This is a genomic window from Myxococcales bacterium, assembly GCA_016716835.1.
Classification (GTDB): Bacteria; Myxococcota_A; Polyangia; order Haliangiales; family Haliangiaceae; genus JADJUW01.
This window is the reverse complement of the sequence record JADJUW010000001.1, coordinates 3,134,781-3,159,062: the sequence shown is the minus strand read 5'-3', so window position 1 is coordinate 3,159,062 and position 24,282 is coordinate 3,134,781. Positions and strand designations below refer to the sequence as shown.

Annotated in this window: 19 protein-coding genes; 12 read left to right on the top strand and 7 right to left on the bottom strand. The window is 60.4% G+C overall.

The genetic code is table 11. From position 1 onward, the window contains the following. Positions 1-7 precede the first annotated feature (7 nt). Positions 8-3,379: a DUF4388 domain-containing protein gene (locus IPL79_14085; GenBank protein ID MBK9072115.1), complete on the bottom strand. Its 3,372-nt coding sequence runs from the start codon at positions 3,377-3,379 to the stop codon at positions 8-10. Between the two features lie 286 nt (positions 3,380-3,665). Here IPL79_14085 and IPL79_14080 point away from each other — a divergent pair, with 286 nt between their 5' ends. Further along, positions 3,666-4,253 carry a class I SAM-dependent methyltransferase gene (locus IPL79_14080; GenBank protein MBK9072114.1) on the top strand — a complete coding sequence of 196 codons (588 nt, stop codon included), beginning with the start codon at positions 3,666-3,668 and terminating at the stop codon, positions 4,251-4,253. A 20-nt stretch (positions 4,254-4,273) separates the two neighbouring features. Here the strand turns inward: IPL79_14080 and IPL79_14075 are convergent, their stop codons facing one another. After that, entirely contained in the window at positions 4,274-4,960 is a 687-nt protein-coding gene (locus tag IPL79_14075; GenBank protein MBK9072113.1) for a dethiobiotin synthase, read from the bottom strand. 220 nt (positions 4,961-5,180) lie between these two features. Here IPL79_14075 and IPL79_14070 point away from each other — a divergent pair, with 220 nt between their 5' ends. Continuing rightward, complete coding sequence (locus IPL79_14070; protein ID MBK9072112.1) at positions 5,181-6,590, top strand: 8-amino-7-oxononanoate synthase; 1,410 nt, start codon at positions 5,181-5,183, stop codon at positions 6,588-6,590. A gap of 58 nt (positions 6,591-6,648) precedes the next feature. On the opposite strand, the gene dnaA is transcribed toward IPL79_14070, so the two are convergent. Then, entirely contained in the window at positions 6,649-8,097 is a 1,449-nt protein-coding gene (gene dnaA, locus IPL79_14065; GenBank protein MBK9072111.1) for a chromosomal replication initiator protein DnaA, read from the bottom strand. 567 nt (positions 8,098-8,664) lie between these two features. On the opposite strand from dnaA, the gene rpmH reads away from it, so the two are divergent. The 10 genes from rpmH to IPL79_14015 all read left to right on the top strand — a co-directional run bounded on the left by rpmH (position 8,665) and on the right by IPL79_14015 (position 19,281). Continuing rightward, the gene (rpmH, locus tag IPL79_14060; GenBank protein ID MBK9072110.1) at positions 8,665-8,817 is read left to right on the top strand and encodes a 50S ribosomal protein L34; all 153 of its coding nucleotides are present in this window, start codon (positions 8,665-8,667) and stop codon (positions 8,815-8,817) included. A gap of 32 nt (positions 8,818-8,849) precedes the next feature. Further along, positions 8,850-9,230 (top strand): ribonuclease P protein component, encoded by a 381-nt coding sequence (gene rnpA / locus IPL79_14055; GenBank protein MBK9072109.1) that lies wholly within the window; start codon positions 8,850-8,852, stop codon positions 9,228-9,230. Further along, positions 9,227-9,460: a membrane protein insertion efficiency factor YidD gene (yidD, locus tag IPL79_14050; GenBank protein ID MBK9072108.1), complete on the top strand. Its 234-nt coding sequence runs from the start codon at positions 9,227-9,229 to the stop codon at positions 9,458-9,460. The genes rnpA and yidD overlap by 4 nt, the downstream gene beginning before the upstream one ends. 24 nt (positions 9,461-9,484) lie before the next feature. Beyond that, the gene (locus tag IPL79_14045; protein ID MBK9072107.1) at positions 9,485-11,176 is read left to right on the top strand and encodes a YidC/Oxa1 family insertase periplasmic-domain containing protein; all 1,692 of its coding nucleotides are present in this window, start codon (positions 9,485-9,487) and stop codon (positions 11,174-11,176) included. A gap of 30 nt (positions 11,177-11,206) precedes the next feature. Then, entirely contained in the window at positions 11,207-11,656 is a 450-nt protein-coding gene (locus IPL79_14040) for a KH domain-containing protein (GenBank protein MBK9072106.1), read from the top strand. Beyond that, positions 11,653-12,996 carry a tRNA uridine-5-carboxymethylaminomethyl(34) synthesis GTPase MnmE gene (gene mnmE / locus IPL79_14035; GenBank protein MBK9072105.1) on the top strand — a complete coding sequence of 448 codons (1,344 nt, stop codon included), beginning with the start codon at positions 11,653-11,655 and terminating at the stop codon, positions 12,994-12,996. The genes IPL79_14040 and mnmE overlap by 4 nt, the downstream gene beginning before the upstream one ends. Positions 12,997-13,243: 247 nt before the next feature. Further along, entirely contained in the window at positions 13,244-14,341 is a 1,098-nt protein-coding gene (gene dnaN, locus IPL79_14030) for a DNA polymerase III subunit beta (protein MBK9072104.1), read from the top strand. A gap of 15 nt (positions 14,342-14,356) precedes the next feature. Continuing rightward, positions 14,357-15,490 carry a DNA replication/repair protein RecF gene (locus IPL79_14025; GenBank protein ID MBK9072103.1) on the top strand — a complete coding sequence of 378 codons (1,134 nt, stop codon included), beginning with the start codon at positions 14,357-14,359 and terminating at the stop codon, positions 15,488-15,490. Positions 15,491-15,609: 119 nt separating this feature from the next. Beyond that, positions 15,610-18,066: a DNA topoisomerase (ATP-hydrolyzing) subunit B gene (gene gyrB / locus IPL79_14020; protein MBK9072102.1), complete on the top strand. Its 2,457-nt coding sequence runs from the start codon at positions 15,610-15,612 to the stop codon at positions 18,064-18,066. Between the two features lie 216 nt (positions 18,067-18,282). Next, positions 18,283-19,281, top strand: a complete 999-nt coding sequence (locus tag IPL79_14015; protein MBK9072101.1) for a ketoacyl-ACP synthase III — start codon at positions 18,283-18,285, stop codon at positions 19,279-19,281. A gap of 467 nt (positions 19,282-19,748) precedes the next feature. Here the strand turns inward: IPL79_14015 and IPL79_14010 are convergent, their stop codons facing one another. The 4 genes from IPL79_14010 to IPL79_13995 all read right to left on the bottom strand — a co-directional run bounded on the left by IPL79_14010 (position 19,749) and on the right by IPL79_13995 (position 24,241). After that, entirely contained in the window at positions 19,749-20,186 is a 438-nt protein-coding gene (locus tag IPL79_14010; protein MBK9072100.1) for a hypothetical protein, read from the bottom strand. A gap of 954 nt (positions 20,187-21,140) precedes the next feature. After that, positions 21,141-21,653 (bottom strand): CarD family transcriptional regulator, encoded by a 513-nt coding sequence (locus IPL79_14005; protein ID MBK9072099.1) that lies wholly within the window; start codon positions 21,651-21,653, stop codon positions 21,141-21,143. Between the two features lie 181 nt (positions 21,654-21,834). Next, positions 21,835-23,391 (bottom strand): leucyl aminopeptidase, encoded by a 1,557-nt coding sequence (locus IPL79_14000; protein ID MBK9072098.1) that lies wholly within the window; start codon positions 23,389-23,391, stop codon positions 21,835-21,837. Positions 23,392-23,485: 94 nt separating this feature from the next. Then, complete coding sequence (locus IPL79_13995; GenBank protein ID MBK9072097.1) at positions 23,486-24,241, bottom strand: hypothetical protein; 756 nt, start codon at positions 24,239-24,241, stop codon at positions 23,486-23,488. Positions 24,242-24,282 lie beyond the last annotated feature (41 nt).

Genomic DNA, 24,282 nt, shown 5'->3' with positions numbered 1-24,282 from the left:
GTCATGGTCAAGGACCTATAATCTCGCGGATTCGCTCGGCCGTATCACCAGTCGGCTTGCGCTTCAGATATTCGCCCCACGCCGCGCGGGCCTCGGCCTTGCGGCCGAGCGACCACAGCAGGCGGCCGCGCGCGTCCCACGCATTGGCGTAGTTGCTGGACATCGCGAGGGCTTCGTCGATCGTGGCCAATGCCTTGGTATTTTCGCCTTGGCGCCGCAAAATATCCGCCTTGACCAGCAGCGCGCGCGCGGTGCGCTTAGCAGCGAGTGATTTCTCGATGGCGAGGCGGGCGCGCGGTAGATCGCTTTGCTCGAGCCGTGCCCTCGCCTCGCTGAGGTGCTTGCGATAGGGCTCGGTGGTGCCAGCGTCGCCGCTGTCCTCAAGCTCGATTTCGCGATCTGTCGTTGGCGGTGGCGCGTCGGCGATTGCCGCATCTACTGGTGGCGGCACGATCGCGATGGCGGCATCTTTCGGCGACGCCATGGCATCGACGATGGGATCTGGCGTGGCGGCATCTGGGAGCGCGAGGCCGGCGCCGCCGCTTGCCGCATCTTGCAAGTTGCTCGGCACGGCGACGGGCTGATCGCTGGTTGCGGCCCTGCCCCCTCGCGCTTGCAACCAAAGCGCAGCCACCGCGACCGCAACGAGACAGATCGCACCTAGCAGCACCATCGGCCAGCGCCGAGGCGTGGACGCCAGATACGCCGATGTACCAGTCGACTCGCGCGCGCGCGTGCGCGTACGAGGCACCGCGATGTCGGTCGCCGTCGGCGCGCGGGGCGCCACCCGTGACACGGAAAGTTCCGTGACGGCCGAGTGCTCGCTCGTTCGTGTTCGACTCAGAGCGGGAGTCTGTTCGGCCACCTCAACGACATCGGCCGTTGTTAGGGCGTGGTCATCGACACCTAAATTTGAAAACACTTCTTCGAACTGCAACGCTTGCGCAAGTGGCGTCGCTTTCATCGCCGACGTGCTCGCTACCGCGGCTAAATCACGTGCCGCTGCTTCCGCCGCCGCTTGCTCGCGTGCCGCCGCCGCCGCTTGTTCGCGCGCCGCTGCCGCCGCTTGCTCGCGTGCCGCCGCCGCCGCTTGTTCGCGCGCCGCTGCCGCCGCTTGTTCGCGCGCCGCCGCCGCAGCTTGCTCGCGTGCCGCCGCCGCAGCTTGCTCGCGTGCCGCCGCCGCCGCTTGCTCGCGTGCCGCCGCCGCAGCTTGCTCGCGTGCCGCCACCGCCGCTTGCTCGCGTGCTGCCGCCGCCGCCGCCGCTTGTTCGCGTGCCGCTGTCACCGCTTCGGGATCTATTGCACCCGCCGCTTGTGCCACTCCTCCGCCGGGAGGGTTTGAAATACCAGGCACAATTTCTTCTCGGCTTGGCGGCGTCCACGGAACTGGCGGTGCTGGCATCGGCAAGTTTGCGACGGTTTGTGGCATGAGCGGCGCCGGCAGGAGGCGTGGCTGCGCAAGCCCTCGTGGCCGAAGCAGTTTACCAAGGCCCGGATCTGTCATTTCCTCCGTCACTTCGGTCGAAGAAAACTCATTGACCTCGTGCTCGACCAAGCCTGCGCTGCGCGCAATTGCGCCACTTGGTTCTACAGCGGCTTGTACGATCGCGGCATCGATGAGCGCACTCCGACGTCGGCTTTGGCGCGGTGATGAGATTTCGCCCGACCCGCCTTGCGCGTGCGCGAGGCCGATCGCCACCGGCACGCCATCGCCCGCAAGCGGCGCGCCAGTTCGCCGCGCACGCGGCGTAATTGTCACCCGTTGCAACGGTTCATCGCCAGATGGCGCAGCCGTCCTCGCGAGCTGCGCCAGCAGCATTTGCCCCTGCGACATGCCCGCCATCCCAGGCATGAGGGAGGCTGCTTTCGGCATCCCCAGCGGGACTATCTGGCGCGTCGCCGTATCGCTTTCAAACTCGTCATTTGCTTTTAGCGCGGCGCGAGCGATTTCGGCGGCCTTGCTCGTAATCGTGCGCGGCGTCGCGCCCGAGATGGGCGGGGACAGCGAGTCTAGGGGATTGCGCGCAGAACGTAGCGGCTCTTGTCCAAGCGGCGCGGTGTTTGGTTTCAGCCGGCGTGGCGTAATAACCGCCGGCACCGTAATCGGCGGCCTTATCGCCAAGCGTTGCGGTGCGGTGACCTTGGCGGCGTGCGGACTGGTTTGTTTTGGCTCCGTCGACAATGACGTGTCAGATGACCCAGGCGTAATGGTTGCTACCGGTGGAGACGCGGGCATGCGCAGTTGCTCCAGATGTTCGGATTCGGTCACGCGCGAGGGCACGCCGTCGAAGGCTTCTTCGAAACTAACTGTTTCGTGCGCGGGGTTCACGTTGCCGCCGACGGCGCGCGCCGCCGTTGCAGCAACAGCCTCGGCGCCGGCGCCTTCCGCTGGCCCCCGGTCCTGCAGCAAGCCCTCGAAGTAGAGCTTGGCGAGTTGGGCTAGCGCCTCTAGGTCAGCAACCCCACTCGCGTCGATTACTTGCAAAGCCGTGCGCTTGCCGTCCAGCAAGCGCAACAGGTCATTATACTCATCAGGCACATCGCCCAGCCGCCGCCTGACCTGCGCCATGTCAAAGTCGAGCCTGTGACCCAGCGGCGGCAGCTGTTCGCATAGACGGTTCCATTCGTCGAGCCGTCGCAGGCCCTCCATAAGCACCGCTTGGGTGCTTGTCGTGATGCGACGTTCATTTGGGATGTCGCGGAAGGTCACCTCGAAATTGCCGTCAAGCCACGTTAAGAAGCGATAGATCGCGCGCTCGCCTTGCAGTATCCCGAGCTGCGCGTCAACGACACTTCCATCCTTAAAATAGATGGTACCGACCTGATTTTCGAGGTCTGCCAACGCGATCGCGCCCGACTTGCGACTGATCTCGACGGTTTGCAATAGATCGACGACGCCCATGTCCGCGAGCTGGCCCGCAAAGCGCGTGCGATCACCCGCGGCCGCCTGCGTCAACTTGTTGTGCGACCGGCGCTGCAAGATCAGGCGCAAGCGCGCGACTATCTCTTTTGCAAAAATAGGCTTCGTCAGAAACTCGTCGGCGCCCAGCTCGAGACCCGCTATTTTACTTTCGACGTCGGTGAGCGCGGTCACGAACACAAACGCCGTGTTTTCAAAACGCGTCGAAGCTCGGACCATCCGTAGCAGGTCGTACCCACCCGTTGGGCGCGCCGCCTCGGTGACCCCGGGCTGTGCGGAGGTATAGAAAACCTCGCTCACAATTAAGTCTGGGGTCGCGCTGGCCAGATAGGCCTGCGCCTCAGCGAGGTCCGTGGCGCAGGCGACGTGAAACCCCGCCTTGCGCAACATCACCTCAAGCACGCGCAGGCTCGGAGCGTCGCTGTCGACGATGAGCAGGTGTTGTTGTGATTCAGGCATGCGCGGGCGGTTGACAGCGGTGCCGGTCAAACAACGGCACCACTTGGCCATTTATTTTAGTGCAGCATAGAGGGCCATACCAGGCCTGCTCAGGCAAGAACCTTTGGCGACCTCACATTTGCGGTCGTGCGGCGGCTTCAAAGGGCGCGGTGTAGTTTTGCCTCCCACCTCTTCCTAAGCTCATTTGCTACTGCTTGATTATCGATGGTTCATTTGTCGGCGTATTTCTATTGTCCGAAAACCGGACATTGTGGTCATATGTCGAGGCTTGTGGTAGCCAAGCGCCATGGCCTTTTCTGCCGCGGATTTCCTCGCCGAACTCTCTGAGGAACGGCGCAAACAAATGGAAACATTTGCAGAGGCTATGCTGCGCTGGAACAAGAAAATTAACGTCACCGCGGCCAAGAATATTGCCGATGTGCTTGACCATTGCGTTGATGGCATCGTCGCCAGTCGCCTTATTCCGCGTGATGCCAAAATGCTCGTTGACGTCGGCTCGGGCGGTGGTCTCCCGCTCGTGCCCATGGCAATCATGCGACCCGACGTCGCGATGGTCGGCGTCGAACCCATTGCAAAAAAATGGGCCTTTATCCTTTCCTGCAGCCGTGATCTTGGGCTTGCGAATCTCGAGGCCAAGCAATCTCGCGTAGAGGAGCTGGGCGCTATTGGGACGTTCGATGTTGCAACGTCAAAAGCCACGTTCGAGATGGCGCGCTGGCTGGATGTTGGACTAAGCCTGGTCAAACCAAACGGCGCGGTGCTTGGCTTTGGCTCCGCGGCAGCGATTCCGACGATTTCGTCCGAGAACGACATCATTCGTTTTTCGCGTGGTGGCTCAAATTATTGGATTTCTCGAACGTGGCGCTCCAACTAATTGTGACCGTACTCGGGGCTTCACCAACCCCACGAGCGGTCTTCTTGGATCGTCGCAATCAGTAGATCGGCATCCTCGTCGGACCTAACCCTCATGGTCGTGAGGCCGGTGCGCTGCGCGATTGCGCTTTCATTTTGGGCCGCCAGAGCGTCGTCATCGGATGCGCGTTGGGACAGGATGAGCGCGACGATCGGCAGTTGCGAAGCCTTTACCGCGCTGACGGTGAGCCTAAGTTGATTTATCGCACCAAGTCCTGCATGGCCGACGATGAGCACTGGCGCCGCTAACATCACAGCGAACTCTCTAACATCGCCATGACTACTGAGCGGCGAGAACCAGCCGCCCGCGGTCTCTACAAAGCAAAGAGTCGGCGGCGGCCCTGCTGCGCCGTCTTGCTGCGTACTGTCTGCCACGTTGCAGCGAACTTGGACAAAATTGACTAACTCGGCAATTTCGGTGGAGTTGCCTGGAACCAGCCCGGGTGCAACCGCGGGCCCAAACTGTATAAAATTGGTTTCTTTGGCGGTGCGGCCAGAGACGTTCGCCAGTACTGCGGTATCTGAGCTCGATGCGCCAGTCGCCCCAGATTCAACTGGTTTTAAGCCAAAGGCAACATAGCCTGCCCTGACTGCCGCCCTAATTAGACCGGCTGTAACAAACGTTTTGCCAACACCGGTGTCGGTACCAACGATGGTGAAGCGGCGCATATCTATCAGAGGATAGCAGATTTAAGGCGTAGCCAGAGCTGGCCCAACGCCCGGGAACTGCTGGTGCAGCGAGGGCGACATTGGGGTGTTTCACGTGAAACGACGGTCTCACCGCAGCCAGTCCAACTTGAACGGCACAAACAATGTTTCACGTGGAACACCGACAGGGGGGGGGCATACGACCCGTCGAAAGTGTCTCCGTTCCACGTGAAACATTGCTGTGCAGAGCCGCGAATCTACGCCAAATTCCAAGCGGGAACCGTCGGGACAAAATGAGACAGAGTCGCTCAAGACTCTCAACCGTCCGAGAATGGTCAACCATCAGGTCATCCCAACTCAAACTCGAAGCAATCCGCGGAATCAGCGGCTCCACGTGAAAGTTAAAGGACGGGTGTTGCGACAATTATCACCCCGAAGTGCGTTTCCTCGGCGTGCGATATATGATCACTCGGTAATGCCGATCAGCTTCCGAGAGCGACTCGCCGCGCTAGCTGAAAAGCATCTTATCCGCGAACGCTACACTCGGCAGGGAACCCAGGGCGCGACCATATCGTGGGAGCGCTCTAATGCCGACCTGGGCGCCCTGACGACTAGCGATGGGCGAGACGGTACCTCCCTAGTCAACGTGTCCTCGAACGACTACCTCGGCCTTGCACACCATCCAGCGCTGCAATCCGGTGCCATCACCGCCATGGCGTCCCATGGCAATGGCGCGGGCGCCTCGCGCCTTTTGAGCGGCAATTTTGCGTTACTCGACGAGCTGGAAAATGCCGTCGCACGCTGGCTCGGGTTCGAGAAAGCTCTGTGGTTCTCATCCGGCTATCTAGCAAATATTGGGTTGGTGCCAGCGCTTGCGGAGGAGGGCGATCACATCTTTTCCGATGCGCTCAACCACGCAAGTACCATCGATGGCTGCCGGCTCAGCAAGGCGACGCTCCACATCTACCCCCACCGCGATGTCGCTGCGCTCGAACGTGCCTTGCAACATTGTCCGAATACCGGACATAAATTCATCTTGAGCGAGAGTGTTTTTTCAATGGACGGCGACATCGCCGACGTTGCAAAGCTTCGAGAGCTCGCCGATCAACACGACGCTTTTTTAGTCCTCGATGAAGCCCACGCGCTTGGCTGCTACGGGCCACAGGGCACCGGCATAGCCCGCGCGCAGGGCGTTACCCCCGACGTAATTATTGGGACGTTTGGCAAGGCCCTGGGCAGCCAAGGCGCCTTCGTCGCCGCAAGCCAAGACGTAATTTCCTGGCTGTGGAACCGCGCGCGTTCACACGTTTTTGCGACCGCGCCGCATCCCGCGGTCGTAGGGAGCTGCCTCGCCGCTATCCAGTTAATGCCCACGCCCGAGGCCGCCGCGCGGCGTGCTAACTTGCGCCGACACATCGATCGTTTCGGCGCCGCCTCTGCCATCGTGCCGTGGATCATTGGTGCGGAAGCCGATGCATTGGCCATGGCCAAGAAGCTTGCCGACGCAGGCTACTGGGCACAGGCGGTCCGTCCACCGACCGTCGCACCCGGGACGTCGCGAGTGCGTCTCGTGCTATCTGCCGCGCATAGCGACGAGCAAATCGAAACGCTACGCGCACTGTGCCAACGCTACGGGTTCGCGCAGAAATAAGACTTCAAAATTCTCGGCTTGCACCTACGGTCGAATCAACCAAGACGCGCCCCAGCGGTCACTTCGGCAGGGTCGACTCGATCGCCATGATCTCGCCACGCAACGTCACGTCGGCGGCAAGCTTGACCGCGATCTTTTCCACCGCCGAAATAATCGTGGTGTGGTGCTTGCCACCAAACGCGCGCCCCAAGTCGGGATAGCTTTCTTGCGTGTGCTGGCGCGCCAAATACATGGCCACGGCACGTGGCGCGGCAATCGACTTGTGTCGCCGTTCGCCCTTGAGATCTGCGGCGCGGACGCCATAGTACGTGGCCACAGCCTTGATGATGGTTTCCACCGCCAGGTGCTCACGCGGCCGCATGAACGCGGGCCCAAGCGTTTCTCTGGCAAATTCGACGTCGATGACGCGCTTGGACAGCGAGGAGTATGCGGCCAACCGAATTAGCGCGCCCTCGAGCTCGCGCACGTTGGATTTGACCGCCGTCGCCACCAACATGGCTACATCGTCTGGCAAGGCAATGCCCTCCGACGCGGCCTTCTTGCGCAAAATGGCTAAGCGGACCTCTAGCTCAGGTGGCTCGATGTCGGCGAGCAAGCCCCACGCGAAGCGCGTGCGCAGGCGATCAGCGATATCCGAGATCTCATGCGGCTTGCGATCCGAGGTGAGCACGATCTGCTTGTGCGTTTCATAGAGCGCGTTGAACGTGTGGAAGAACTCGTCCTGCGTGCCTTCCTTGCCCGCCAAAAATTGAACGTCGTCGACCAGCAACACGTCGATGTCTTCGCGGTAGCGCTTGCGAAACGCGTTCATGCTGCGCGTCTGCACGCCACTGACGTACTCGTTCATAAAGCGCTCGCCGGTGGTGTAGTGAATGCGCGTGCCAGGGCGATCGGTCGCATGGACATGCCCGATGGCGTGCAGCAGATGCGTTTTGCCCAGCCCAACGCCTCCGCACAAAAAGACGGGATTATATTTTGGCGGATAAGATGCCGCTGCCGACTGCGCCGCGGCAAACGCGAGCTGGTTGGAAGGCCCCGAGACAAACGATTCAAACACGTAGCGAGGATTTAAGTTAGCGGCGGCCGTCGCGGCGGCACCCGCTTCAAGCGAACCCACCCGCCCATAGCCCTCACCGGCATCGCTATTTACGATAGCTGGCGCGCCTGCCGGCACGTCGGGGGCCTTGCCGGCCGTGGCGAACGCAACATCCGTGTCACCCACGGGAGAGGCAGGTGACCGCCGCAAAATCGCGCCTTCGGGCGCGTCGGAGGCAAATTCTACTGAAATGGGGCGGCCCGCGACGCTCACTAGCTCCGCGACGACCTCGGGCAGGAAATTGGTTTCAAACCACAGCCGGATGTAGGCGTTGGGAGCGCGCAATTTGACTATCTCGGCTCCGACATCGACACATTCGAGAGGCCGAATCCACATATCAAAATTTTGTGGGGAGACGCGTGTTTGCACGCGCTGCAGAGCGTCAAACCAGATCGAATGAGTGTCGTTCACTCTATCTTCTCCACATCCGGTTAGCTGTCCGGATTCCGGCCAGTGTTGAACAAATACTGCTAGTTAAGAGATGTGGAATCAGCGAATCCCTAAAATAATTCATAGGTTATTCACAGCGTGCATTCCCACCAACGTCCCCACGAAATGGATCGCCCGTCTAGCAGAGGCGAAGGTCATAACGCAAGAGGCTATGTGACACGCCGGTGTCGGAACGCGTCCAAGACCGCGAACTTATGGCGCTCCGGACACAAATTTTTTTTCACAATTTTTCTCGTCAAATGCGCAGCGCCGTTATCGAAAAAGAGGAGATCGGTTTCAACCCACGTCGACTACGCCTAAACAAACGAACGAATTCAGCTGATTATGGCAAAAACTAGTCGAATCCGCGCCGACATCGCGCGAACTCGAACCGTCTCTGCACCTAATTTTCGCCGAGCGCTGGTTAGCAGCCGGTCACGCAAGTAGCACTGCATAAACACCACCACGCCTCAGCCAACCCTTGCGTGCGCCGTTTGCTTGACACATGGCCCGATCCAATAGTACTCGATCCCCTCCCTAGAGGTCCTTATGCCAAAGCGCACATACCAACCGCACAATAAAAGCCGCAAACGCACGCACGGATATCGCGCTCGCAAAAAGACCCGCGCAGGCCGCGAAGTTTTGCGTCGACGCCGATCCAAAGGCCGTAAGCGCTTGTCCGTAACCACCGCCAAAAAATAGGCGTCCTAGGTCGACAACGACCTTTGTTACCCATGCCGGCGGCTGAGCGACATACCTTTCCGGCCAGACATCGAATCGCCAAGCGAAGAGAATTTCTCGCCATCGGTCACCACGGTCGACGTCACGACACTCGGCTCTTGCGCGCGTTTGTCTCGCAAGCCGCCGATATCAACGCGGGCGCGCGGCTCGGCATCACCGTCACCAAGCGGGTCGGCAACGCCGTCATGCGCAATCGCATCAAGCGCCATGTGCGGGAAGCCTTTCGCACCAATACCTGGCCCTCGGGCGTCGACATAGTCTTGATCGCGACTGCTGCAGCCGCCACGGCGACCGGCGCCGAGCTGGCGCGCTGCGTCCAAACCCTGGCTGGCCGGCTTGCAGGGCAGGCGAGGCCCACCGGCAAGCAACCATGAAACGGGTCTTGCTTTGGCTCATCTCCCTCTACCAGCGGTTTTTATCACCGCTCAAGCAAGTGCCAACCTGTAAGTACTTGCCAACCTGCTCAGAATACGCGAAAGACGCCATAACCAATCGAGGCACGCTGCATGGCAGTTGGCTAGCCATCTGGCGGATCCTCCGCTGCAATCCATTCTCACGCGGCGGGGTCGACCCCGTGCCGCAAAAACGCCACCACCGTCACTAGCAAGCAATCACGGAGTCACCATCCATGGAAGACCAAGGCAAACGACTACTCCTAGCGGCGGCGCTGGCAATTTTGGTGATGTTCGTGTGGGGCAAGCTATTTCCGCCGCCTCAGCCGACCAAACCAGCCGACACCGCGACGACGACGGCCACGACCGAAACCAAACCTATTGTGGCAGAGCGCCTGTTTGGGACCCTTCCCGACGATAGCAAGCCGGCCGCCATAGCGCGATCCGGCCGCACCCACGCCGCAAGGTTCGACAAGATTTCCGCTGAATTCTCCGACGTCGACGCCGCCATCACGCAATGGAATCTGCTCGATCCACAATTTGTCCGCAGCGAACAAAAAGGCCGCCTCGTAGAGCCTTCGCACCCCGCGCTAACCCTAAATTTTATTCGCAGCACCGCGGCCATACCTGCAGGCGCGACCTGGCAAACCACCGAAAACTCAGATCGCGGCGTCACCTATACGTACCGCGACGCGGACATGGTCGTCACCAAGCGCTTCACCGTCGACGCGCATACGTTCTCGGTGCGCCTCGCCGTTGAGCTCGAAAACATCGGCACGCGCACGCTGCAACAGCGCATGGCGATCAGCGTGCCAGGCGCGCAAGATCCAAAAGGCAAGACCCAGGCCGGCATGGGTGGCGAACAGGCGCGTGACTGGCGCGCCGCCTGTTCACGCGACGAAAAAGTCCACAACAGCGAGGTCATCAAGTGCAGCGCGTATCGCACCACCGACGCCGGCAACATGGTGGTCGACATCGAGTACCCACCCTTTACGCTCAAGCCCGGCGATCCACCCATCAAACGCGAGCTGGTCGCCTATATCGGACCCAAGTTCTACGACCGCCTTGAGGCCGTGGACGCCGTCGCGGGGTTTAACACCCACGCTCGCGACGCGGTCGACTTTGGCTGGCTCAGCGCCATCGCGCGCCCGATGCTGTGGATCTTGCAAAAGAGCTACGGCTTCCTCGGCAGCTGGGGCTTTTCCATCATCTTTCTGACGTTCCTCGTCAAGCTGGCGACGCTGTACTGGACCAACAAGTCCATGCGCTCGATGAAGGCCATGAGCGCGCTCAAGCCCAAGCTCGAGGACCTGCAAAAAAAATACGCCGACGACAAGCAGCGCCTAAATACCGAGATGATGGCGCTTTACAAGACCCACGGCGTCAACCCGGTAGCGGGATGCCTGCCCATGTTGCTGCAAATGCCGATCTGGTTCGCGCTCTATCGCATGCTGTCGACCGCCGGCGAGCTCTATCACGCGAAATTTTTCTGGCTCTCGGACCTCACCGCAGCCGATCCGCTCTACATCCTTCCCGTCGTGCTCACCGGCACGATGTTTATCCAATCGCGCCTGACGCCGGTCGCTGGCGATGCCATGCAGCAGAAGATGCTGATGTACGGCATGCCGCTGCTATTTGGCGTGATGTCGTTCTTTTTTCCGTCGGGCCTTAGCGTCTACATCCTCACCAATACGCTGCTCACCATCGGCCATACCATGTACATGAACCGCAACAACCCCGCGGCGATCAGCGCGCCAGCCGGTGGTGGTGGTGGTGCCTTGGCGACGGTTAGCGGCGTCATTGACAGCGACGACGAGGGCTCCACCGACGTGCTCGCCGCCGCGCCATCAAATGGCGACCTGCGCAAGCAAGGCGCGGGCAAATCCCCTTCCAAACAGCAACCGCGCAACAAGCGCAAAACCAACTAGAACCCTGCTTTCCAGCAAAAAGGCTGTCTTATGGATCCAATTGAAAAAGCTAGCGAATTCCTCATGGGCGTGCTCGAACGAATGGGCATCAAGGCCGACATCGACATTCACGAGACCGAAGATAACGTGACGCTCGAGGTGCATTGCGCCAATCCCGAGATGGTCATCGGCCGCCACGGCAAGACCATCGAGGCGCTGCAACACCTCATCACCAAGTCGGTCTATCGCGATCGCAGCCAAGAAAAAGGCAAGCCGATCTACGTCGACACCAATGGCCATCGCGCCAAGCATGTCGAACGCCTCGAATCGATCGCCGCGCGCACGGCGGAAAAGGTGAAGGCCTCCGGCGCACCGGTACCGATGTCGCCGATGCCCGCGTACGACCGCCGCATCGTCCACATGTACATCGCGAACATGGGCCTTGGCACGCAGAGCGAAGGCGAAGGCGACGATCGCCACATTGTCGTTCTGCCGTCATGACCACGGGCGGTGGGCACGCCGCCCCCGATACCATTGTTGCCATCGCTAGCGCGGTCGGCCCTGGCGCCGTCGGCATCTTGCGACTAAGCGGGCCTGGGGCGATGGCCGCCGCCGCCGCGCTTGTGCGCAGGCCAGCTGCAACCTTGCCCGACCGGGTCGCCACCCTCGCTACCGCCTACGATCGCAACGGCGCCGTGCTCGATCAACTCGTCGTCTTGCCCATGCGTGGGCCGCGCTCATTTACCGGCGAAGACGTCGTCGAGCTGCAGGCCCATGGCGGGACGCTGAACTTGACACGGCTCCTCGCCGCATGTGTCGACAGCGGGCTTAGAATAGCCGATCCTGGCGAGTTTACGCGCCGCGCGGTGGAAGCTGGCAAGCTCGACCTTACGCGCGCTGAGGGTCTCTTAGCGGTCATCGAGGCGACCAGCGAACGCGCCCTGCGCGTCGCGCAGGCCCAACTCGCCGGCTCGCTCGGGGAAGCAGTTGCAGGCCTAGAACGTGAAAGCACCGGCGTCCTAGCCGAAATCGAGGCCAACCTGGATTTTCCCGACGAGCAACTGCCAACCGCCTCAGCGACCGCCCTGCGTACGCAACTGCAGGCAACCATCGCTGCGTGCGACAAGCTGCTCGCGGGCTTTGCCGAGGGCAAGGCGCTGCGCTCGGGCATCACGGTCGCGCTGACCGGTCCTGTCAACGCCGGCAAGTCGTCGCTATTTAACGCCTTGCTCGGTCGCACGCGTTCGATCGTCTCGCCGACCGCCGGCACCACGCGCGACTATGTCGAGGCGACGGCGCTATGGCAGGGCGTCGAGGTTACGCTCGTCGATACCGCGGGACTACGCGCGGGCGCGGACGAAATCGAACAACAAGGCATCGACCTCGCCCAGGCTCAAATCCGCAATGCCGATCTACAGCTCATCGTTCGCGATGCGGGCGCGTCGCTCGAAACCACCGAGCTTGCCGCGCGCCAACTCCTGGTATTCACCAAATGCGATACCGTGGCAAGGCCGCCAACAGAGGCTCCTGCCATCGCCACGTCGTCAACCACCGGGATGGGCCTAGAAAGCCTCAAAACCGCGATCCTTGCGCGCGTGGGCCTTGCCGGCTCCAGCGGCGAATCGGACCCGCTTGTGACCACTGAGCGCCAGCGGCAGCATCTTGCGGGCGCGCGCCGTTATCTCGATGCGAGCCTAACTGCGTTGCGCGCGGAAGCGGACCTCTCCATCTGCGCTATTGAATTGCGGGCGGCGAGAGGCGAATTCGCCAAATTGACCGGCCGCGACACCACCGAGACGCTGCTCGACGAAATATTTAGCCGCTTTTGCATCGGCAAATAGCGTGTGCATAACGCTGTGGGAGACCCTGTGATCTAGCCACCTACCTAGGGTGTGTGTGCCCCCGAGGGTTGATGTTCCTCACCTTAAGCCCTATGCAATCCTCACCTCTACGGCTCGCGCGCCAGCCCTATTGTCGGGTAATGTCAGCGCGCTACAGAGTTGTTCACAAAACTGCATGTCTTACTATCTCTACGATCTGATCAGATCTTTCTTATAAAGATCATTATAAGAAGAGCGGGCACCCATCATGGAATTCACCATCGCAAAATCCGAATTTCTTCGCGGTCTCCGCATCGCGCAAAGCATCGCCGATCGAAAAAGCACGATGCCCATGCTGGCAAATGTGTTATTGCGCGCCACCTCGGCGGGAGGCCTCTCCATCGCCGCAACGGATCTCAACGTGTCAGTCAGCGCCAACCTCAAAGCCACGGTCGCCAAAGAAGGCGGCCTAACCGTCGAAGCCAAAGCGCTGCACGATTTGGTCGCCGCCGCCCCGGGTGACAACGTCACCTTGCGCAAGGCCGATAACAACTGGGCCGAAGTTAAAGCGGGCAAGGCTACCTACAAATTGGTCGGGATGTCCGACCGCGATTTTCCGCGCGTGCCCGATGCCAAGGAAGCAACCTTGGCACCCATCAGCGGCGCCATCTTGCGTGAAATGGCCGACCGCACGCTGTTTTCTGTCTGCAACGACGAAACCCGGTTTCACCTCAACGGCATATTCTTCGAAAGCAACGGACAAACCTCGCGCATGGTTTCTACCGACGGCCATCGCTTAAGCAAGGTCGAACGTCAAATCGCCGCGGGCCCGGTGCTCGCCGCGGGCGTTATCATTCCCAAAAAAGGAATGGTCGAATTGCGCAAGCTCGCTGACACCGCGAGCGAATGCCAGATCGCGATCAAGAGTCCTTACGTGTACCTCGTAGCCGATGACATGACGCTCGCGATCAAGCTCATCGATGCGCAGTTTCCACCGTATGAGCAGGTGATCCCAAAAACGCACAAACGAACCGCCGTGGTTAGTAGGACGGCGCTGGTGGATGCCCTGAGGCGCACGCAGCTCATGTCCTCTGAAAACCGTGGCGTCAAGTTTGCGTTCGACGCGGCCACGCTCACCGTGACTAGTGACAACCCTGATCGCGGCGAGGTGCGAGAAGAGGTCGAAATAGCCCTCGATGGCGAACCCATTACCATCGGCTTTAACCCAAAATATGTCGTCGAAATGCTGCAGCAAGTGACCGCTGAAAAAGTAGCGATCGAACTCGGCACGGAAACCGATCCTGCCGTGATTAGGCCGCAAAGCGACGAGGCATATCTTGGCCTCGTTATGCCGATGAAACTGTAAGACGCCCAAGGCCACGTGAATATCGCGCGCCTCGAGGCCCATAACTTTCGAAACCTGCAGCCGCTCAGCTTTACCCCGGGACCGCGCTTTACGGTTATCTCGGGGCAAAACGGGCAGGGCAAAACGAATCTGCTCGAGGCGATCTACGTCGTCGCGGCGCTGCGGTCGTTTCGTACCACCAAACTCGCCGATTGCATTGCGCACGGCCAACCGGCGGCGAAGTTAGCCGCACAGGTACACACGGGCGGCCTCGATCGACACTACGAGGTGACGCTCGACGAGGAGGGACGCCACGCCAAGCTCGATGGCAAAGCAGCGAGGCCGCTAAGTAAATATTTTGGTGGTTTTAACGCCGTGATGTTTGCGCCCGAAGATTTACTCTTGCCGCGGGCGTCACCTAGTGATCGACGCGATGTTCTCAACCGCTCGGTGTTTCACGCAACGCCGGCCTACCTCGGGGTTATGGCCAGCTATGACAAGACCTTGCGATCGCGAAATGCCGTGCTCCGCGACCGCGCACGTGGCTCGACAACCCATGAAGCCGCGACGCGGTTGCTCGAGGTCTACGACGTGCAGCTTGCAGAATTTGGCGCGCAACTTACGCAGGCGCGCTTTGATCACGTGCGCCGCCTAGCCGCGCGTTATCCACACAACTTTGCTGCCATCATGCGCATTGATGAGGCCAGCCTGGTGACGCTAATTGACCAGTTTGGACCGGTCGCTGATGAGCCGCTCGAAGCGAGGAGGCAGCGGTTGATCGAGCTGCTGACGCAACGGCGGCCGCAAGACCTGGTGCGAGGCACCACCACCGCTGGACCGCATCGTCAAGATCTCCATTTTCAATTTGGCGGCCGCGACGCAGCTACCACGGCCTCGCAGGGGCAGTTGCGCGCCATGGCGCTGGCATGGAAGGTCGCCGAGCTTGACGACTTGCGCGACCGGTTTGGGGCGCCGCCCGTGCTGCTGCTGGACGACGTTTCTAGCGAGCTCGACGCCGCGCGCAACGCGTACCTGTTCGAGTATCTCGACGGCAAAGTAGGCCAATGTTTTATAACCACAACGGATGCAAAATTGATTCGCTTGCAGGGCGAGCGCTACGACGTCTCCACGAGCCACGGGCGCTTTCAAATATATGATGCAAATACTTAATATTATTATATAAAATAAGATGTTACGAGACGCTTGAGCGTCGCGTTTGAGCCCCGGAATTGCTTTCGCAATTTGGGCCCGTATGGTAGAAACGCCTGCTGCAAAAAGAGAGAGCGGATATGGCCGAAATCACAGATACACCTACCGGCGACGGCACCGTTGCCGCGGGCGAATATACGGCAGATAGCATCGGCGTCCTAAAGGGCCTCGAGGGCGTGCGCAAGCGTCCGGGCATGTACATCGGCGACACCGATGACGGCACCGGCCTGCACCACCTAGTCTACGAAGTCGTCGACAACGCGGTCGACGAACACTTGGCCGGTCACTGTGGCGTTATCAACGTCGTTATCCATTACGACAACTCGGTTACCGTCGAAGACGACGGCCGCGGCATCCCGGTCGACATGCACCCGATCGAAAATCGTCCCGCCGCAGAGGTCGTGATGACCGTGCTGCACGCAGGCGCCAAGTTTGGCGGCTCGGGTTACAAGGTCTCCGGCGGTCTGCACGGCGTCGGTGTTTCCGCCGTCAATGCGCTCTCCAGCCTGCTCAAGCTCGAAATTCGTCGCGGCGGCAAGGTGTACTATCAAGAGTATTCCTGCGGCGTGCCGACCACCGAGCTCAAGTCGACTGGCGTCACTGATCGCCGCGGCACCAAGGTGACGTTTTCACCTGACGTCACCATCTTTAAGAACATCATCGAGTTCTCCTACGACCAGATCGCGCAGAAGTTGCGCGAACTCGCCTATCTCAACAGCGGCCTGGTCATCAACATCCGTGACGAACGCAACGACCGCGCCGATACGTTTCACGCCGTTGGCGGCATTCGCGATTACGTCGCGGATTTGAACTCAAACAAGACCACCTTGTCCGAGGTCATCGCCTTTTCCGGCGAGAGCGAAGGCATCGCCGTCGACGTCGCGCTGCAGTGGAATGACACGTACAGCGAAATCGTCACCTGCTTTACCAACACCATCAAAAATCGCGATGGCGGGACGCATCTCACCGGTTTTCGCCAGGCGCTGACCCGCACGGTGAATAACTACGCTACCGAGTACAAGCTGATCAAAGATGCCAAGCAATCGCTCTCGGGCGAAGATTTGCGCGAGGGCCTTACCGGCGTCATTTCGATCAAGGTCAGCGACCCAAAGTACTCCAACCAAGCCAAGGACAAGCTGGTCTCGTCTGAAGTTACGCCGGCGGTCAACGCCGCGGTTAGCGAGAAGCTTTCGGAATACCTCGAGCGTCATCCCAAGGATGCCAAGGCCATCGTCGAAAAGGCAATGCTCGCCGCGCGGGCACGCGACGCGGCCAAACGCGCTCGCGAACTCGTTCAGCGCAAAGGCGCGCTCGAGCTCAGCTCCCTGCCGGGCAAGCTTGCAGACTGTCAGGAGCGCGATCCGGCCAAGTGTGAGCTCTTCCTCGTCGAAGGCGAGTCCGCCGGTGGCTCCGCCAAGCAAGGGCGGGATCGCCATTTTCAGGCCATCCTGCCGCTCAAGGGCAAGATCTTAAACGTTGAGAAGGTGCGGTTTGACCGCATGCTGACCTCGCAAGAAATCACCACGCTCATCACCGCGCTCGGCACGAGCGTTGGTTCAGAAAAAGATGTGGAGAAGCTGCGCTACCACAAGATCATCATCATGACGGATGCCGATGTCGACGGCTCGCACATCCGCACGCTCTTGCTGACGTTCTTTTTTCGCCACTACGGCGAGTTGTTCGATCGCGGCAACATCTACATCGCGCAGCCACCGCTCTATAAAATCAAAAAGGGCAAAGTGGAGATGTATATCAAGAACGAGCAGGCGCTCGAAGACTACCTGCTGCAATCAGTGTGCAGCGACACCGTGCTCACAAGCACCAAACCTGGTGTTAATGCAGTTATCGCGGGGCCCGCGCTCGTCGAGTTTGCGCGCCGCCAACTGCAAATCGATAAGGTTCGCGCCATGCTCGGCAAGCGGGGCGAGGGCCGCATCTTGAGCGCCTTTGTCGACGCGAATCTCACGCTGGCCGATCTAAACGATCTGCCACGGCTGCAAGAGGTAACGGCAGCGGTGCGCGCGCGCCTCAAGGTCGAGTCGCCGGAGCTTGGCGCGTTTGAATTTACCTTTCGCGCGGATCCCGAACACGGCGCCCACATGGCCCGCGTTGCGGCGGGTTCAGGCTCGGTGCGCAAAGAGTCGGTTATCAGCGTCGATTTTGTACGCAGCGGCGAGTTCAAAGAGTTGCGCCGCTTGATCGATCAAAATCAAACCGCGGCGCCAGGGCCGTATTCGCTTACCTATGAAAAAGGTGAGGCACGCATCGTCAACACGCCCGAAGAGGTGGGCACCGTGATTGATGAGCTTGGCCGCAAGGGCCTGCAGATCCAACGCTACAAAGGTCTGGGCGAAATGAATGCCGAGCAATTGTGGGAGACCACGATGGATCCGAGCAAGCGCAATTTATTGAAGGTAAAGGTCGAAGAACTCGAAGAGGCCGATCGGGTATTCACCAAGCTCATGGGCGATCTGGTCGAGCCGCGACGTCTCTTCATTGAAGAGAACGCGCTCAACGTGCGCAATCTCGACATCTAACCAAGGCAAGGCCGCGAATCGGACGCCTGCGAGATCTGGTGGATGCTCACGCGCGGCGCGGCCAGCCTAACCCCTTGAATTGGCGACCGGCCTTCCTGGCATGGTCCGCGTAACGAAGTGCGCAGGTGCGTGGAAATCTTCGCGCAGCCGCAAATTTAAGCGCCAGGTCGTTCGCAAAGGTTGCGCGCTTTGCGCCGGCTCGGCTAGCTTGGCCGCATGAATCACCGCAGCCGCATCGCGGGCATTGGCGCCTACGTACCATCAAAGGTCGTCACCAACCACGACCTTTCAAAATTTATGGAGACGAGCCACGAATGGATTTTAGAGCGCAGCGGGATCGAAGAGCGTCGTTGGGTCGAGCCTGGCGAAGGCACGGCCGAGCTCGCGGCCAAGGCCGCGACCGAGGCTCTCACAGACGCCGGCATTGATGTCAAAGATATCGACATGCTCATCGTCGCGACGCTGTCGCCGGACTACTGTTTTCCTGGCACTGGCGTCTTCGTGCAACGTCTCATCGGGCTGCGCGAGATTCCCTGCTACGACATTCGCCAACAGTGCAGCGGCTTTGTCTACGCCACTGCCATGGCCGATGCCTTCATCCGCATGGGCCAGTATAAGAACATCTTGGTCATCGGCGCCGAGGTGCAATCCACCGGCATCGACGTTTCGACTGCGGGACGCGACGTGACCGTGCTGTTTGGCGACGGTGCCGGCGCGGTCGTTATGACCCGGTCGACAGACGAAAGCAGCATGGTGCTATCAACGCATCTGCACGCCGATGGCCGCGAAGCCGAGATCCTTTGGTGCGAGTTTCCTTCCAGCAAGGCGCACCCCCGCATTGATGAAAAGGCCCTCGCCGAGCGCCGCCAGTACCCGCGCATGGAAGGCAAGAAGGTCTTCAAACATGCCGTCACCAAATTGCCGCAGGTGCTCATGGAGGGCATGGTCACCAACAATCTCAAGCTCGAGCAGATCGACATGCTCATCCCGCACCAGGCCAACCTCCGCATCAACCAGATGTTCGCCAAGATGATTGGCCTGCCCGAAGAAAAGATGCACAACAACATCCAGAAGTACGGCAACACCACCGCCGCCTCCATCCCCATCTGCATGAACGAGGCTGTCAAACTCGGCAAAATAAAGCGCGGCGACATGGTGTGCCTCATCGCCTTTGGCGCCGGCCTCACCTGGGGCTCCGCCTTCCTCCGTTACTAGGCGCGAAGTCCAGCAGGCCGGTGGCCGCACGTGTCTTCCTGCTCGCAGATAGCGACCCGCTGGGGTCATACGAGAACGCTGTGGTATCCACCTCCCTCGGTGCCACCCACAGAGCGGTGCAATCTATGCTCGCGGAAGAAACGTGCGGCACCAGCCTGCTACGGTCACCGGGCACTAAGGGTCACTCCACACGCCAAATTCCATATACATTACGTTTAGTTAATAGCCGTGCTGCGTAATCGATAGGCAGGCCGGTGGGCGCACGTGTCTTCCTGCTCGCAGATAGCGACCCGAAGGGGTCATACAGGAACGCTGTGGTACCCACCGCGCTCGGTGCAAACACCACTGCCGTGCAATCTATGCTCGCGGAAGAAACGTGCGGCACCAGCCTGCTGCGGTCACAGCATCGTAGCTGGTGGAACTAGCGCGCACTGGAAGGTGCCACTAACACGGGTGGTGTGTGATCTCTACGATCCAGCACGCAGCGCTGAGATTCGCGCGCTCACATCGCGATAGCGAGCGCTGACCTCAGCGCGATCCCATTCATCCAGGAGGCGATCCGCGTGCGCTAAAACGTACGCGCACAGGTGGTCGATGGTTGACCATGCGTCAGCGATTTCTGCTGCTTCGTGATCGAGCCGGAAGGCTATCGTTCCCGGTAATGCCCCCACGACGTCCCATTCATCGCAATCGGTGGTAGCGCCCTCAAGGTAACGCAACGCTGCGGGCAGGTAGTAGACAAATGCGCGCGGCCCCATCCACATTAAATCCTCAACCGAACCGCCCTGCTTCGCGAACAACTGGGCGGCTTCCTCCACGGTCTTGCCAAGGAAATTGCGCTGAGCGACTTGCCCGTCTAGATCGTCTGGGAACGGGTTCAGCTCGCTTGCCGTTGGGAGCGCCACCTGGCTAGCCTATCATAGACAACAGGGTCACTCTCGGCCCCCGATTAACTCGTAATTTCAATATGTTAGATCCTGTGCTGCGTAGTTACGCTTGCTTGAACGTGACTACGCAGTAGCGTAGCTAACCCCTTAAAATATATTCGGGATTTCGGGCCGGGAGTGACCCCTACACAACCCCAAGTACGGCGACCCAAGGCGACGGTGAGCCAGCACGTGTTAGTCGCCACGAAACGCAAAATCGCGAGTGAATGGATACAGTCGCGAGATGCAAATTCAAATTCGCGCCGCGACGATGATGGTGCTTACGTTCGCGGTTGGATGTCGGGCAACGGAAGCCCCGTTGGCGACACCCCGAGCAACCACGGCCGTCGTCGTCTCTACTGACTGTTGGCCGTCGCTAAACGACGCGCTTTCGCCGATACGAATTGCGGTCCCTCTTCCACCGGGCGTTATGCATGGGGAGACGGGTCTAGAAAGTTGCTATGTGGTTGACGGCATTGACACCAGAGGCATGAGCCTCTGGGAATCAGACACGACCTTGCCTACAAACACCTCGGAACTGAGTCTTCATTGGACGGAACCCGTGCAAACCTGGGTGTTGCCGCATAGCGTTTCCATGCACTCAAGCTTCAACCCAGCGAGCAACCTAGCGCGGTTCTCGGCGAACCCACTGCGCTAATGGCGCCATGCGTACGGATCAAGAAGCGCCGTTACGTAACCAACAAAGCCGCGTCAGGCAGGAGGATGCACGTTTCTTCCGCGAGCATAGATTGCACGGAAGTGGTGTTGGCACCACCGGATGTGGATACCACCGCGGTCTCGCGGCGCCCCGGAGGAGTGCTATCTGCGAGCAGGAAGACACGTGCATCCCCCTGCCTGGCGTCGCCAGTGCAACCGATTTCTATCTGCGAGCAGGAAGACACGTGCGCTCACCTGCTCCGTAAGCAGCAGCCATTACGACGGCGGGACTTTTAGAGGAATGTCGGCGAAGATGGTGTCGACTTCGACTGTCGCCACGTCGTCGGCCAATTTTTTGACGGTCGAGATTTCTTTAACCATCCGCTTCTTGGCCTTGGCGAGTACGCGCTTTTCGCCAAACGAAAGTTCTTTGCGCGCGCCGAGCACGCGCAAGTCGCGTACGAGTTCGGCAATCTCGTAGAGGCTGCCGGTGTTGATCTTTTCTTCGTATTCGCGGCTGCGGCGATTCCACGTTTGGTTATCGCGCGGCACCTCGCGGCTCTTGAGCATCTCGTAGATTTCGTCGATTTCCTCTTTGGAGACGAGATTGCGAATGCCCACCGTGCCGGCATTTTTTACCGGTACCATGACCTTGAGGCCCGACTCGACGATTTTGAGGACGTAGAATTGCGCTTTGGTGCCGGCGAGTTCGCGGTGTTCAACCGACACCATTTCGGCGACGCCGTGGGTCGGATAGACAACCATTTCGCCGGGTTTAAACTCGCTCACAACCATGTCCTCGTGGGTTTCGTCACCAGCCGGCGTCTAGACGGCTGGCGCCTGCCTGCAGGTGGCGAACTTTACCCTGAATGAGGCCTAAACCCTAACAAATTCTCATGAAATTGAGGCGTTGCGGCCCCGGCTTCCAGATGGCTCACGGTCACAACGCGATGCGATTAGCACAATAATTTCAGCGATCAACGCCGTGGACTGCCACTGCGCCTGCGGCCCTTTGCGCGCGCTTAGCAAAGATACTGGACGATGGTCGCCACGGCAAACCCGGTGCCTCCACGGGGTTGCGCTGGGCGCCCCGTGTGGTAATCGAGGCTGGTCCGGCGATGTCAACGTGCACCCATGGCGTGTCCTTGGCAAAGTGCTTGAGAAACAGGCCGGCCGTGATGGTGCCGCCCCAGCGCTCACCGGTGTTGCGCATGTCGGCGATTGGGCTGCGCAATTGCTCTTTGAGGCGGCTGTTGAGTGGCAAGCGCCACATGTCTTCGCCCGTGGCCGCGGCCGCGGACAGCCACGACGATGCAAGCTTGCCGTGGTCGCTGAGCACGCCCGCGGTGTAGGGTCCAAGCGCCACCAAGCAAGCGCCGGTGAGCGTAGCAAAGTCGAACATCTCGTCGGGTTTTACTTTTTCGCGCGTGTACGTGATGGCGTCGCCCAAGGTGAGGCGGCCCTCGGCGTCGGTGTTGTTGATCTCGACGCTGGTGCCGTCCATGCCGATGAGGATGTCGCCAAGCTTGTACGCGCCGCCCGAGACCATGTTTTCGCAACAGGCCGCGATGACGTGAACCTCGTGCTCGCAGCCAAGCGTGGCGATGGCGTCCATCGCGGCGATGACGGCGGCCGAGCCCGACATGTCGACCTTCATGTCAAACATCGAGTCAGATGGCTTGAGCGAGTAACCGCCCGAGTCGAACATGAGGCCCTTGCCGATCAGCGCGACGCGCTTTTTGGCTTTTTTGGCCGGCGTATAGACCATGTGAATAAACGTTGGCTCTTCGGCGGCGCCCTTGGCGACCGCGAGGAACATGCCCATCTTGAGCTTTTCGCAGGCGGCGCGGTTGAGCACCGACGCCGTAACCGATTTGTGCTTTTTGGCCACGGCGCGCGCGTTGTTGGCCATTTCCGTTGGCGTCATGAAGGCCGCGGGCTCGTTGATCCAGTTGCGCGCGGCATTGACCGCGTGGCCGATGGCGGTGCCACGCGTAATGCCGGTGGCGAGGCTACGCGCGACGCCGGCGGCGACCTTGTCGCTCTTGCCGTGGGCCAGCAAGTGCACCGCGGTGACCGGCGAATTCTTCTTGCCCTCTTCCGTGGTGAGGTACTTGTTGAAGCGATAGGCGCCGCCAAGCACGCCCTCGACGACGAGTTGCGCGGTGGTGGTGGGCGCGCCGGCGGGGAGCACAAAGGCTAAGGTGTGCGCCTTGAGCTTTTCACCGCATTGATGCGCCAACGCCGCGAGATCGCGCAGCTGCAGCGGCGTGGCCTCGCGCTTGCCTGTGCCCGCGCCGAGCACGACGATCCGTTTAACATTTAGCCGACCAAGCGTCGGCACGACGAGCGTGGTGAGATTGGCGCCCGTGAACGACTCCGCGCTTGCGGCTTCCGCGAGCGCCCCGCCTAGCGCCTTGTTGAGCGCCGTAAACAGCGCGTCTTTGGCTGGATCGCCAAATACGATGAATGCAAGTAGGTCTCCCTTGGCCGCAAGCGGCGCCTCGGCAACGTGGACAAATTTCATAGGCGCGCAGTGTAGAGAGCGCCATCTAAAACCGCAAATGCGCCGCCCTAGAATTGGAGCGGGAAGGCAAATCGCGGACGGCGCACGCAGCGCGTTAGCCGTTGTCGCTGATCGCCTCTACCGCCGAGCGCGCATCTATAAACGCGGTTTCGGTGGCAAAGACGAGGTGCGCTGCGGGAAAGGCCCCGGCGACGCTGACCAGGGTCTCGACATTGCCTGGCCGCAGGCGCCCACGCAGCCCGAAGCCGACGACGCGGAAATACGCGTGCGTAAGCGGCAGCTGCGCGAACTCTTCGACATGCTGGCCCGGCGCGACGGCGAGCGGATCGAGGCAGGGCACGATGCCGGCGCCATTTGCCAAGGCGACCATGGTGCTGGGTTCCCAGAGGCCATCGGCGCGCCACACGCGCAAGGCGCTGCCAAAAAGCGCCTTGGTTGCCACCTCGGCGAAAAAGTGCTCGATCCGGGCGCGATTGCTCGCGGTGGGCGCAAAATCAGATGGGGTGGCAAATACCACCACGGGTGCCGAGATGGCGGCGGCGCGTTTGGCAAATTCGGCAATGATTTCGCGTGCCGCGGCATGGTCAGCGAGGTGTCCTAGCTCACCTCGAGCCGCCGCCGGCACCGCGTATCCCTGCGCCAGTGGGCTGCTGCGATGATGGGTTAAAATCGCGGGCGCGACCAGGCCAACGGCTCCGAGCGCGGCGTCGTCGGAGATGCGTTGCCATGCCTTGGGCTTGGGTGCGCGCTGAAAGAGCGCGGCCGATTCTAAATATGGGATGCGCGCGAAATACTGGCTCGCGGTCGCTCCAAACGGCAGCTCGGCACATCCAACAACAATCGATGACACGCTACCTACTTCCAACGGGCGCCAGGCAGACGCAAGCGCTG